The organism is Deltaproteobacteria bacterium (assembly GCA_016183235.1).
GTDB lineage: Bacteria > UBA10199 > UBA10199 > DSSB01 > JACPFA01 > JACPFA01.
The window spans coordinates 16,188-28,817 of record JACPFA010000025.1 but is presented as its reverse complement, the minus strand read 5'-3'; the positions used below and the strand labels follow the sequence as shown (position 1 = coordinate 28,817).

The following is a 12,630-nucleotide window of genomic DNA, read 5'->3' as shown; positions in this document are numbered from 1 at the left end:
AAAATTTATTTTTCGGTGGAAATAACCGCCAAGGTGCAGCGAGAAATGCAAATCAGCGTGCCTTTTTCATCAACGATTTTAATTTCCCACACTTGAGTGGATTTACCCAAATGCACGGGCACGGCTGTTGCTTTCAAAGTACCGTCTTGCTTGGATTTGATGTGATTGGCATTGATTTCAATCCCTACGGCTCGCTGCTTTTCTAAATCTAAACTCAAGCATGCACCCAAGCTTGCTGCACTTTCGGCCAAGGCCACCGAGGCACCCCCATGTAAAATCCCAAAGGGCTGATGCACCTTAGGCCCCACCGGCATGGTCACAACGACCTTGCCCATCTCGGCCTCGAGGATTTCCATCCCTAAGGTCGTGCCTAAAGTATTTTTACACAAAGCTTCTAGTTGTTTGATATTGACCGACATAACTTAACCTAATATCTTTGATATGCTCAAAGAAGCAATCTTTTTGTGCGCTTCTTGATCGGCGGTAATCCAGCGGCCTTTGACTAAATAAGCATTAGCCACATAGATAGCATCGTAACCGGTAATTTTATATTTTTTGGCTAACTCAGCGGCTTTTTTTAAGGTCTCATGGCCATTGTCGAGTCTTGCCCAACCTAAATTTTCTAGCACCTCAAGATAGGTTTGGATTTTCTTCGCCTCATCAACGAGGCGACAAAAAACAGCTAGCATTTCATTGAAAAAAAGTTCTGGTACGGCAAAATCAGTGGGTGAAGATTTTATTTCATCTAAAATCTTTAAAGATTTATTTTTATTAATTTCGTCTTCAACAAACCATTTGATAGCCACAGAAGCATCAATAATGGAAATCATGACCCTCTTAACTCCCGGATTAAATCAAGGGAAGATTTCCCCGAAGGTAATTGAAGTTTAGCCCTTTTAATTTCTTGGACAAGGGCCTCTCGTTTTTGGTCAGCTTCTATATCCACAAATCTTTTTTGATAGTCCTCGAGGCTAATCAGCGCAGCCACGGGTTTACGATTTTGTTCTACCAAAATGGGTTTCCCAATTAAGCGTAATCTTTTTAAGACTTTACCTAAATTTTGCCGCATTTTAAGCGCATTAGTTCTTTCCATGACACCAAGCATGACATATTAACTGTCATATTTCAAGGATTAAAGGGAAAATCTAGTAATGCTTCAGTCTTGTAGGGAGAGCGCTCGGGTTATTTCGTCAGACGCGTTTCTCGCGGCGACCCTCATGGGGCTAGCTGGTATGGACTTTCTGTCATTGCGAGCCCAACGGGCGAAGCAATCTCACCGGTTAAACAGAAGAGATTGCTTCGGCTGGCTGGCCTCGCAATGACAGAGGGTCGCCGTGAAAAGCACGGCTGACGAAACAATCTAGGCACTCTCCACCCAAAACTGAAGCATTACAAAATCTAAAGCTTAATCGCATCAACGAGGGCTTTAACGTGCCCAAAGCTGGTCTTTAATGCTTCTTGCTCCTCTGGTTGCAATTTGGCTTCGATTACTTTTTCGACACCGCCTGCCCCAATGACCACGGGCACACCCATGTAATAACCTTTAATGCCATATTCGCCGTTCAAATAGGCCGCACAAGCCAGCACTCGCTTTTGATCTTTCAAATAACTCTCGGCCATGGCAATCGCACTCGCGGCGGGCGAAAAATAGGCGCTGCCGGTTTTTAATAAACCCACAATCTCACCACCGGCCAATTGAGTGCGTTTAATAATGGCATCGATTTTATCTTTAGGCATAAGATCGGTTAGCGGAATTCCATTCACCGTGCAAAAACGAATAATAGGTACCATGTCATCGCCATGGCCACCCATCACCAACGCCGTCACATCTTGCACGCTCACACCTAAAGCATCGGCTACAAAGAAACGAAACCGGGAAGAATCGAGCACACCGGCCATGCCTGCAACTTTATTGGCAGGCAACCCCGATAATTCTTTCATGGCATAAACCATGGCATCGAGTGGGTTAGAAACCACAATCACAAATGCCTTGGATGCATATTCTTTCACCCCTTCAGCCACTTTTTTCATGATACCCAAATTGGTGTTCAACAAATCATCACGGCTCATGCCCGGTTTACGGGCAAGACCTGCGGTGATAATCACCACGTCGGAGCCTTGAATATCTTTATAATCTTGAGTCCCAGTAACTCGACAATCCGAGGCATCAACCGGCCGTGCTTCCATTAAATCGAGCGCTTTCCCTTGAGGAACACCCTCGACGATGTCAAACAACACCACATCGCCTAGCTGTTTCACCACCACTCTTTGGGCTAATTCACCACCGATATTTCCTGCGCCAATTAAGGCTATTTTTTTTCGCATATTTTTCTCCAAATGATGTCATTCTGAACTAGTGCCAGCCAGAGGCTGGTCCGCCTCCGGCGGAAAGAATCTTCCAATTAACAATCCGAAAACGAAGATCCGGAGTTTACCCTGAGCATTAGCGAAGGGGCACACCTCAGGATGACATTTAAATGTTTTTAAAGATTCTCAATAATCGCGCTAGCAAATTCCGAACATTTGACTTCTTTTGCATCTTGCATCAAACGAGCAAAATCATAGGTGACGGTTTTATCTTGGATGGTCTTGCCCAAGGCTTGATAAATGGCCTCGCTCACTTTTTCCCAACCCAAATATTCAAACATCATAGCCCCTGATAAAATCACCGAGCCTGGGTTGACTTTGTCTTGATTGGTATATTTAGGGGCTGTGCCATGAGTGGCCTCAAACACGGCCCTGCCGGTGAGGTAATTAATATTGCCACCCGGTGCAATACCGATGCCACCTACCTGAGCCGCTAGGGCATCAGAAATATAATCGCCATTAAGATTAAGCGTTGCAATAACATCATATTCTTTTGGCCGCGTGAGAATTTGTTGTAAAAAATTATCGGCAATCACATCTTGAATGAGGATTTTGCCTTGAGGCACCACCCCTTTACAATCTTCCCACGCCACGGTTTGATCGCCAAACTCTTGTTTGGCAACTTCATAGCCCCAATTGCGGAATGCCCCCTCGGTAAATTTCATAATATTACCTTTGTGAACAAAGCTCACACTCTTGCGATGATGACTGATGGCATATTGAATCGCTGACCTGACTAACCGCTTGGTACCATCCTCGGACACAGGTTTAATGCCAATACCTGAGCTTTCGGGAAAACGAATTTTTTTAACTCCCAATTCTTTTTGTAAAAAATCGATGAGTTTCTTAGCTTCGGGGGAACCCCTTTCCCACTCAATCCCGGCATAAATGTCTTCGCTGTTTTCCCTAAAAATCACCATGTCGATGGCATCAGGATGTTTAACCGGCGAGGGCACTCCCTTAAAATACCGCACGGGCCGCAAACAAACATAAAGGTCAAGCTCTTGCCGCAGGGCCACATTAATACTGCGCATGCCTTTGCCCACGGGCGTGGTAAGGGGGCCTTTGATTGCAACATTATATTCTTTAATAGCCACTAAGGTATCTTCAGGTAGGTAGTTGGGCGGGCAAGCGTCGCCATAAAATTGCTTGGCCTTTTCACCCGCATAAATTTCAAACCAAACGATTTGCTTTTTCCCCCCAAAAACCCTGGCAACGGCCGCATCAAAGACCCGCTTAGAAGCCCGCCAAATATCGGGACCGGTGCCATCGCCCTCAATAAAGGGAATGATAGGATCATCCGGTACTTGGAGCTTGCCAGAGGCCCCCATGGTAATCTTAGTTCCGGTTTGGGGTGGGGTTAATTTTTGATAGGCGGCCATAATATTCCCTAGAAATGAATGTTTTCAAGGGACCTACTATGAAAGTCCAACGCAGGATGTCAATAAATATCCGGATGATTGTCGTCAGCGAGGCTAATTTGCTGGAATATCGGGCTGCCCCTCTTCATCGGGTTCATCGGGCGGACCGTCCGGCGGTGTGCCTGGATTACCGGACGCAGCTGGTGACCCCTGTTCGCTCCCAGGCGGCATGCCAGCCGAGGCCCCCATCGATTCGCCAGGGGTCGCGTCAGCATCATCCGTACCATCACCAGCAGGGCTTAGATTACTTTCGGGGATGCTTTCGGGTTGGGGTTGATCTTGCCCTAGTTCTTTATCATATTCACATTTTAGCTCCGTGGGTGAAACAGCACAAAGAAGTGAATTCCCACTTAGTAGCCATGTGGCACCTGGTAATGTAAATCGTATTTTCTTAGCGGGTTCTAATCCCCATGTCTTTGCAATATCAATAGTCCCTATATTTCCAAAACCATCAAGAAAATAGGCCTCATTATAAGAGCCCTGCTGATCACAATCATTATAACATTCTACTTGTAAAAATTTTGTTGAACTATCAACAAAGGGGCTAAGATCAGCCTGCTTTAAGAATTGACCATCCTCTTCTCGAGTCCAGAAATATATTTTATTTCCAGAAAGAACACTGACATGAGTTCGAAGAGGCACTTTTACAGTAGCAAAATAAGACAAGGGCCCATAAGACACATTTACAAATTCAATCGGTCCCTCCAACTTCACTTCCTCGTTCTCAGCAAAGGGGATAAGAACATTATACCATACGGGATCATACATATTACTATCAGGGCCTACACCTAAAAAGAAAGTGGCTGTACCAAAACATTTTAGAGAATGATCCTTCAATATCACACACAATACATGATCAGGTTTTGGGTTGATTGCTTTTGTTAATTCGTTGGTTACATGGACATTGGCGAAAGAAGCTGCAATGACTCCTTTTAAAGTGGGGCTATTTACAGCCTGTGCAAAACCTTGCATCATTCCCACACCGGATGGATTTTTCCCAACATGGACTCCAAAAGCATCGGCACCATTATAATCGTCCCACCCGCCCCACACAACTAGCTCACCATTGGCCATGAGAGCTAAGCTAGCCGTGCTCCCCAGAGAAACATCAACGGCTCCCATAGGTAAATCTAAATCAATAATCTTCGCCGGCAAACTACGCGTGGTGGGTGTAACAGTATACTCTATACCAAAAGCGTTTTTTTCGGTATATGGTAGATCGTTCGTGAGGCCTGTTTTACCAAGTTGCCCATTCTTATTCTCTCCCCAACAGTAGACATAACCATCCCAACTTGTACCACATACGTGACCTTTGCCATATTTTCCGGTGTTACCATCCAAGGATACCATAGGTGGCAATGCCTCAACTTTTTTGAAAGATTTTTTGTCTATACTTGTGATAATCGCCGGATATTGCGGAACACTATATTTCGTAACAGTAGAGCCACATTTAACTTCACCATTAGTTTCTAATAGACAAACCCCGTTTGAACCAAAACTCACTATTTTACGACTAACCGGTTTACAACTATTGGAGATTGGATCAAAACGTTGTGGATTGCCATTAGGAAGGAAGGTGCAAGGAGCAAATTGATGCGTAATCTTTCCTGTTTTAGCATCACAACTATCTTCAGTCGCTGAAATTCCATCATCCACGGGTACCAACACGTGGCTAATCCCCTTGACTTTATGACAGCTATCCACGGTACAGGCATTCCCATCGTCAACTAAAACCGGATGATAAAATTTGCCTGTCTTAGGGTCACATTTGTCGATGGTGCAAGGGTTATGATCATCGGGCACCAATATTGCGAGGGATTTTGTCTTGCCATTGATACACTTTTCAATCGTGCAGGCATTTTTATCATCTATCAAAGGTCTGCCCCCACAGAGCGTCCGTTGCGCCCAAACAAGCCCTTCCCCTATTGAAAATGTGACGAATGTGACGACAAAAATAACACCTATGATGAGTAAAGAAGATGTCTTCCCGCTTTTCATGTGTCCCCCTTATGCAAATGAAATGACCCAAAGGTCCGTTGACTCTTGAGATAAGCAAATCCTATGCCAGGGGTGAGATAATCGTTGGGTGATTCCAATAACTCTTTGTTTTTAAATACAATATTGGCTAATACTGCTACGGGAAGGTATGAATAACCAATTAAATAAAGACCACGCTCCGTCAAAAAATTGGCCCTAAAGGGGTTGATTTGCACCCTTCAAAAATTGATCGCTCTAAACGCTTGTTCTTGCCAAAGGCCCTTATTTGCTTGCTGGGCTTGCTGCTCGGTCTTTAAAAATTGATCTTGTTTCTTAAAAGAATACTTTTTCAAAGTTGTTGCAAAGCCATCGGCAATGATTTGTTGGTTCACCAAAACTTCTTGGCTACCCACTTTGAGATAAAGATAGGCCAAAGTTCTACCAAAGGCATCGCAAAGTTCGTGGTCAAATTCTAAACGCACGGGCTTGCCTTGTATGAACTGAACCAAAAAACCCTTAGACCGCTCACCCAACCCCATCAGAGTACCTTTAGCAATTTTTAATTTTCTACTTTGTCGATCGAGTTTTTCACCATCAAAAAGCTCAGGCGCATCAACCCCAATCAGCCGCACCCTTTGCCCACCTTCTAAAACGACGGTATCACCATCCACCACTCGAGTGACAACTGCCTCCAAACTCACCGGATGAATTTGTTCTTGCGAAATAGAATGAGGAGTAGAACGAAGATCGTTGCTAAAATAGCCCGACAAAAAAGCAACTACGATCAACGAGAAATGTAAATATTTTTTATAGGATCTTTTCATTAATTTGTCTCTACCATATATGGATCCCGGATCAGGGTCCGGGATGACGGTATTACGTCATCCCGGGTAAGCCTGCCCCGGCCCACGAGCCGGGGACCCGGGATCCATAATATCGAGCACTATCTCCGTTTTTCGACAAATGCCGCCACCCCTTCTGCAAAGGCCTTCTCACCTGCACTAGCGCTGATCTGACTTTTTTCTAATTTTAATTGTGCTGCTAAAGAGGCATCTAAGCTACGCGCTAATAGTGTCTTCATCCGGGCTAAAGTTGTTTTGGGTTTGCCTAGCAGTTGTTCTGCAAAATGTTTTAATTCTTCTTCAAACTTTTCTTTAAACCAAACGCGATTAATGAAACCAAGTTTCAAAGCCTCGTAAGCGCTAAACTTGGTTCCTAAAAATAATATTTCAGAAGCTAATTTTCTCCCCAACAAACGGGGCAAATAAAAACTTGTGGAGGCATTGGCAGCTAAACCCACTTTAATAAAAGAAGGCGAAAAAGTGGCCTTTACCGTGGCAACCGCCAAATCAGCAGCTAGCACCAATCCAAAGCCAGCTGCATAAGCGGGGCCAGTGACGGCAGCAATCACCGGTTGGGGCATTTGCCGCATCGTTAAAATACTTTGGTTTAAATATTCACTCACCGTTGCAAAATCTTGGCGGGCCTTTTTTAAATGGCGATGAAAGTGTTTAAGATCGCCGCCGGCTGAAAAGCTTGCCCCAGCCCCTCTCAGAATCACAACTTGAATATCTTTTTGCTTGGCCACTCGCTTCAACGAAGCCGCCAACTCTTTTACTAAATCTAAACTCAAAGCGTTCAATAATTCAGGGCGATTGAGCGTAAGGGTTAAAATAGAATTTTCTTGGGATAGGGTGACAAATTGATTCTTTGCCATTTGATCGATCCTTTAGTACAATTTTAGAATAATAAAAAGGACAATAAAAAGGAGCTCTTTTTTGATGAAAATTTTTACGACCACAAAGCCCCTTCAACAAATGAAGGGAGACATTTTAGTTCTTCCCTACCTTGATGGCAAATTGTTATCCCATCCCTTAATCAAACAAGTCGAAGCAAAATTAAGCGGCACCATTACCGCGCTTTGTAAAAAAACCAAATTTGAAGGTAGCTTTGGCAGCCGCAAATTGATTACCTCCCACGGCCGCTTGCCTTTCGATTATGTTTTAATTTTAGGCATGGGTGATACCAAAAGTTTAACTTTAGAAAGTTTTCGCAAGGCAGCCAGCCGCACTTTAAAAGTTGCACGCAAATTACATGTTCACACGATAGCTTCGGCTTTAAGCCTCATCCCGACTTCTTTTCCTGACACTGAAGTGGCCTCGGCTTTAACCGAAGGAACCTTGTTAGGAAGTTATCAATTTAAAACCTATAAAACCAAAAAAAATCCCTTGCCCAATCCTGAAGCTATGCATTTTATTTTAAGTGGCAAAACCTCCGTGCAAAAATTTACCCAAGGGATTCGCATAGGTGAAACTTTGGCCCAAGGCGTTTACTTATCCCGTGATTTAGGAAATATCCCGGCTGCCGACAAACCACCGTTGAAGCTTGCGCAAATTGCCTCCGGCCTAAAAGGTGTTCGGGTGCGTGTGTTTCGCCAAGCTCAACTTAAAAAAATGAAAATGAATGGCATTTTGGTCGTTGGCAAAGGTTCGGTGCAACCACCGGTATTTGTAGAAATGATTTATCGCCCCCAAGGCCGCTCTAAAAAAGTGGTGGCCTTGGTGGGCAAGGGAATTACCTTTGATAGCGGTGGGCTTTCGCTCAAACCACCCAAAGGCATGGAAGGCATGAAAGACGACATGTCGGGGGCAGGCAATGTTATTGCCATCATGCAAGTACTCGCCCAATTAAAACCGAACATCGAAGTGCGGGGTTATTTTGCGGCCGCTGAAAACATGCCCAGTGGTACTGCTCAACGCCCAGGCGATGTGTATCGCGCCCACAATGGAACCACGGTTGAAGTGCTGAATACCGATGCCGAAGGGCGATTGGTATTGGGTGATGCTTTAAGTTATGCCAGTGATCGCAAACCCGATTACTTAATCGACATGGCGACCCTCACGGGCGCTTGTGTTGTAGCGTTAGGCGAAGAATATGCCGGCATTCTTGGCAACGATACTGAGCTGATTAAAAAAATTATCCAAGCCGGAAATTATTGTGGAGAAAAAATCTGGGAACTACCGCTCGCAACCGAATACGAAGATGAATTAAAAAGTACGGTGGCTGATATTAAAAATATTGGTGGAACCTATGCCGGCACAATTAATGGAGCCCTCTTTTTGAAACATTTTGTTGGCAAATCCAAATGGGCCCACTTAGATATCGCAGGCCCTTCTTTTACTTCTAAAGAGCTGGCTTATTGCAGTAAAGGTGCTACGGGGTTTTTAGTTCGCACGATGGTGCGTTTTATCTTAAATTTGTAGCTTATTTGTCATTGCGAGGCCATAGGCCGAAGCAATCTCTCCATTCAAGATTGCTTCGCTATCGCTCGCAATGACATAGAATACGTGACCCCTATTGACCTGCACATGCACAGCACCTACTCCGATGGCACGCTCCCACCCGAAGCCATCGTCAAAATAGCCAAAAAAAATGGGGTTAAGGTTATGAGTCTTACCGATCATGACACCGTGGCTGGAATCGCCGAAACCTTCGCGGCTGCGCAACACGCTGGCATTCAAGTCATCCCGGGCATTGAATTGAGCGTACACGTCGATGATGAAGAAGTGCACGTTTTAGGTTATAGCTTTGATTGGCAAAATATTGAGTTTCAAAAATTTTTAATCGAATTAAAAAACGACCGCCGCCGTCGCATGCAACAAATGTTATTAAATCTCCAAGCCATCGGCATCTCCCTTACTGAAGAAGACATTCAACAACAAATGACCGACGACACCTCGCCCGGCCGGCCCCATGTAGCCCGAGCCCTGGTGGCCAAGGGAGTGATCAAGAATGTGCAGACTGCCTTTGACCAACTTTTAAAAAAAGGCAAACCGGGCTATGCCAAAAGACAATCGGTTTCTGCTGAAAAAATAATCCAATGGATTCATGCCTTAGGCGGCACCACCTCGGTAGCCCATCCCGGGCTTATCAAACAAAGTAGCACCTTGCAAAAAATCATCACCCTTGGCGTAGATGCTCTCGAAGTTTACCATCCCGACCACCCAAGTAAGACCCGTCGCCAACTAGCGCGAATGGCCAACCAACATGGCATCGGCGTGACCTTAGGGTGTGATTATCATGGAACGGGATTTCATAATAGTGTAGAGCCTGGCAAGATGAATGCCCCCGAAGCCGTTTGTCTTGAACTTTTAAAAAAATTCGCCTCATGAAAACCGTGCGCGAAAAGCAATACTTCGCCTTACTCATCGTAGCAATCTATAATTGTTTGTTGTTGCCACAACTTGCTGTTGTTCAAAAAATCGACCAAATCTTTTATGAATTTTTAACATCGGTTCGCACCGTTGGTGGAATTTCATGGATGAGTTTCATAAGTGAGCTTGGAGGGACTGCCACCTATTTAGTTTTTTTAGCTCTAGTGATTTTATTTTGCCTTATGAAACGCAACTGGAGGGCTTTAATATGGAGTTTAGTTTTTTTTAATCTTATGAAATTTGGGAATTATTGGATCAAATTATTAGTAGCGCGCCCGCGCCCACCTGATGGCATGCTTGAACTGCAGACGTACAGCATGCCCAGTGGCCATGCCGCCAATGCCATCTTAATTTATGGCACTCTGTGGATTTTTCTCTACCTAAAAACCAAAAACGTTGGGATACGCTGCGTCGGTTTTATATTTGGAATCACGATTATTTTCGCCATTAGTTTATCCCGCATGTATTTAGGTGTTCATTATTTAAGCGATGTATTAATGGGCATGTTGTGGACTACCTTAATGTTGGCTTTAGCGTTTAACTTTTTTGCAAAACGGTTGTCCAACCCTCAAGTAAGGAGGACGGGGTATGCCCAAGGGACTTAAAATCGCTGTTATTGTTTTTCACATTAATGCAGCATGTTATGCATTATTTTCCGTATTTTTTGGATTTACATTGATCTACGTAGTAACCCAGGAAAAAAATCAAACCGACCTCATTGCTGGCACGATTGTATGCGTTGGATTCGTCGTGCTGTCTCTGATCTGGGCTGCATTTAATGAACTCACTATTTGGGGTTTAAAAAAATATAAGTTTTGGGCTTGGGTTTGTGGCATTATCATTTCAGGTTTAAATGTCTTTAGCATTTGTATGCCCCTGGGGATTTTAAGCCTGGTGGGACTCTTAGTAAAAGACACTCAACCGCTCTTCCAAAAATCAAAGCAACTCCCCGTTTGACCATTGAACAAGAATCGTTTAGCTCTTAATTGCTTATGAGCAAACGGAAATTTTTTATTGAATTCTTAAAGAATTGGCGGGGCACCGGTTCGATTATTCCTAGTTCTCGCTTTTTGACCCGCAAAATGCTGGAGGCCGTTGATTTTGATTCAACCCAACTGATTATCGAATTTGGCCCTGGCACCGGGCCCTTCACCAAGGCTCTTTTAAAAAGGCTAGGGCCGCAAGCCAAACTATGGGTCGTTGAAATGAACCCCAAATTTTGCAAGGCCCTCGAAAAAATCCAAGATCAACGTTTACGCATTATTCATGATTCCGCTGATCAAATTAAAAAATACCTCAATGGTAAAAAGGCTGACTATATTTTATCAGGCTTGCCGCTGGCGGTTTTTAAGAAAGAACTCAACGAACAAATTTTACACGCTGTATTGGCCTGCTTAAAAGAATCGGGCAAATTTATTCAATTTCAATACTCCAGAACTTCCCATCGTTTATTAAAATCCTTCTTTCCCCAAGTAAAAATAAAATTCACCCCCCTCAACACCCCTCCGGCCTTTGTGTATGTTTGCAGTCAAGGCGCCGATTAAATGCCTAAAAATTTTGCATTGTGGTGCAAGTAGCATTTTGCTAGACCCCTGTTTCTCTATTTTCAATTTTCTAATGCCATTTTCTAAAATTTTCGCATTGGAAAATAGCATGAGAAAATAGAGGAAAAATTTTCTGGCGAAAATTTTTGGAGAGGTGGCCGAGTGGCTTAAGGCAACGGTTTGCTAAACCGTCGTAGGGGCTTAAATCCCTACCGAGGGTTCAAATCCCTCCCTCTCCGCAGTTATTTATTGGTTTTATCAAATGATGAAAATATTCGTCTTTTTTTTAATTCCAAGTTTCTTTCTTTTGCCTATCCAACAAGTGGAAGCAACCACCAGTTGTGCTGGAGCCCAAACCATCCTTGGGTTCACCCCTGATTGGAAACAAATGTATTGGGACGAAGAAAAGTCTGGAGAATGTTCCCCTGGAAATGCTGTCCAAGTTTTTAATTTTGAAGAACGTCAGTGGAGCTTGATTCAAGCTTTCGATTGGGTTGATGCTCCAGGCAAGAAGAAAGAATATCAAACTCTACTTCATAACCTTCGAAACAAAACTCAACTTCCCAAAAACACTACTGCAAAAGGGTTTGCCAAGCAGTGCGATTTTTCAAAGGCCGTGGCATTGCCGAAAGATCCTTATCTTACCGGTGTTAAGACCGTCCATAGGGTGTATTTTAACCCAAAATTTCAGCAATGGGTCATTGTCAGCAATGAATGTAACCTCGGCGACTCCGTTGCTTCAGGTGGCCATTGTCGATACAATGCGATTTATATCTTGCCCAAACAGGGCTGCCCAAATTTATAAACATTCATTATTATTTGAAATAAAAATTCCTATTGTAAGTCCCCATTAGCATTTGTTAGAGGCAACACTTTGGTTCTTTGACCATAAGCGCCTGTAGCTCAGTGGATTAGAGCACTTGCCTACGAAGCAAGGGGTCGCAAGTTCGAATCTTGCCAGGCGCACATCCGCCTTAGGCGGACCCGAAGAACGAAAAACGTCAACGAATTACGGGGGCTTAGTGTTTAAAAGTGGGTTCGAAAATAACCCATGACGAAGGAATCAAAACAGGTCACAGGATCTACAAATCGGACATCATTGGGAGT

The 12,630-nt window shown here is 44.0% G+C and carries 14 protein-coding genes and 2 tRNA genes; 8 read left to right on the top strand and 8 right to left on the bottom strand.

The features are described 5' to 3' along the window. Window positions 1-5 precede the first annotated feature (5 nt). From HYU97_05660 to HYU97_05625, 8 genes are all read right to left on the bottom strand, one after another. Window positions 6-419 carry a hotdog fold thioesterase gene (locus HYU97_05660; protein MBI2336228.1) on the bottom strand — a complete coding sequence of 138 codons (414 nt, stop codon included), beginning with the start codon at window positions 417-419 and terminating at the stop codon, window positions 6-8. Window positions 420-422: 3 nt separating this feature from the next. After that, a complete protein-coding gene (locus HYU97_05655) occupies window positions 423-830 on the bottom strand; it encodes a type II toxin-antitoxin system VapC family toxin (GenBank protein ID MBI2336227.1) in 408 nt (135 codons plus the stop codon). Further along, complete coding sequence (locus HYU97_05650) at window positions 827-1,093, bottom strand: type II toxin-antitoxin system Phd/YefM family antitoxin (protein MBI2336226.1); 267 nt, start codon at window positions 1,091-1,093, stop codon at window positions 827-829. The genes HYU97_05655 and HYU97_05650 overlap by 4 nt, the downstream gene beginning before the upstream one ends. Before the next feature lie 305 nt (window positions 1,094-1,398). Beyond that, complete coding sequence (gene mdh / locus HYU97_05645) at window positions 1,399-2,325, bottom strand: malate dehydrogenase (GenBank protein ID MBI2336225.1); 927 nt, start codon at window positions 2,323-2,325, stop codon at window positions 1,399-1,401. A gap of 158 nt (window positions 2,326-2,483) precedes the next feature. Next, window positions 2,484-3,749 carry an NADP-dependent isocitrate dehydrogenase gene (gene icd / locus HYU97_05640; GenBank protein ID MBI2336224.1) on the bottom strand — a complete coding sequence of 422 codons (1,266 nt, stop codon included), beginning with the start codon at window positions 3,747-3,749 and terminating at the stop codon, window positions 2,484-2,486. Between the two features lie 93 nt (window positions 3,750-3,842). After that, entirely contained in the window at window positions 3,843-5,786 is a 1,944-nt protein-coding gene (locus HYU97_05635; GenBank protein MBI2336223.1) for a hypothetical protein, read from the bottom strand. A gap of 218 nt (window positions 5,787-6,004) precedes the next feature. Beyond that, window positions 6,005-6,589 carry a thermonuclease family protein gene (locus HYU97_05630; GenBank protein MBI2336222.1) on the bottom strand — a complete coding sequence of 195 codons (585 nt, stop codon included), beginning with the start codon at window positions 6,587-6,589 and terminating at the stop codon, window positions 6,005-6,007. Window positions 6,590-6,708: 119 nt separating this feature from the next. Then, window positions 6,709-7,482 carry an enoyl-CoA hydratase/isomerase family protein gene (locus HYU97_05625; GenBank protein MBI2336221.1) on the bottom strand — a complete coding sequence of 258 codons (774 nt, stop codon included), beginning with the start codon at window positions 7,480-7,482 and terminating at the stop codon, window positions 6,709-6,711. Between the two features lie 64 nt (window positions 7,483-7,546). Here HYU97_05625 and HYU97_05620 point away from each other — a divergent pair, with 64 nt between their 5' ends. From HYU97_05620 to HYU97_05585, 8 genes are all read left to right on the top strand, one after another. Then, window positions 7,547-9,028, top strand: coding sequence for a leucyl aminopeptidase (locus tag HYU97_05620; protein MBI2336220.1), 1,482 nt, complete (start codon window positions 7,547-7,549; stop codon window positions 9,026-9,028). A gap of 84 nt (window positions 9,029-9,112) precedes the next feature. Beyond that, the gene (locus HYU97_05615; GenBank protein MBI2336219.1) at window positions 9,113-9,937 is read left to right on the top strand and encodes a PHP domain-containing protein; all 825 of its coding nucleotides are present in this window, start codon (window positions 9,113-9,115) and stop codon (window positions 9,935-9,937) included. Beyond that, window positions 9,934-10,584, top strand: coding sequence for a phosphatase PAP2 family protein (locus HYU97_05610; protein MBI2336218.1), 651 nt, complete (start codon window positions 9,934-9,936; stop codon window positions 10,582-10,584). Before HYU97_05615 ends, HYU97_05610 begins: the two co-directional genes overlap by 4 nt. After that, window positions 10,568-10,936 carry a hypothetical protein gene (locus tag HYU97_05605; protein ID MBI2336217.1) on the top strand — a complete coding sequence of 123 codons (369 nt, stop codon included), beginning with the start codon at window positions 10,568-10,570 and terminating at the stop codon, window positions 10,934-10,936. Before HYU97_05610 ends, HYU97_05605 begins: the two co-directional genes overlap by 17 nt. Before the next feature lie 35 nt (window positions 10,937-10,971). Then, on the top strand, window positions 10,972-11,523 hold the full coding sequence (locus tag HYU97_05600) for a methyltransferase domain-containing protein (GenBank protein MBI2336216.1): 552 nt from the start codon (window positions 10,972-10,974) through the stop codon (window positions 11,521-11,523). A 148-nt stretch (window positions 11,524-11,671) separates the two neighbouring features. Further along, window positions 11,672-11,762: transfer RNA gene (locus HYU97_05595), tRNA-Ser, on the top strand. A gap of 23 nt (window positions 11,763-11,785) precedes the next feature. After that, on the top strand, window positions 11,786-12,328 hold the full coding sequence (locus HYU97_05590; GenBank protein ID MBI2336215.1) for a hypothetical protein: 543 nt from the start codon (window positions 11,786-11,788) through the stop codon (window positions 12,326-12,328). 87 nt (window positions 12,329-12,415) lie between these two features. Then, window positions 12,416-12,489, top strand: a tRNA-Arg gene (locus tag HYU97_05585). Window positions 12,490-12,630: the final 141 nt, after the last annotated feature.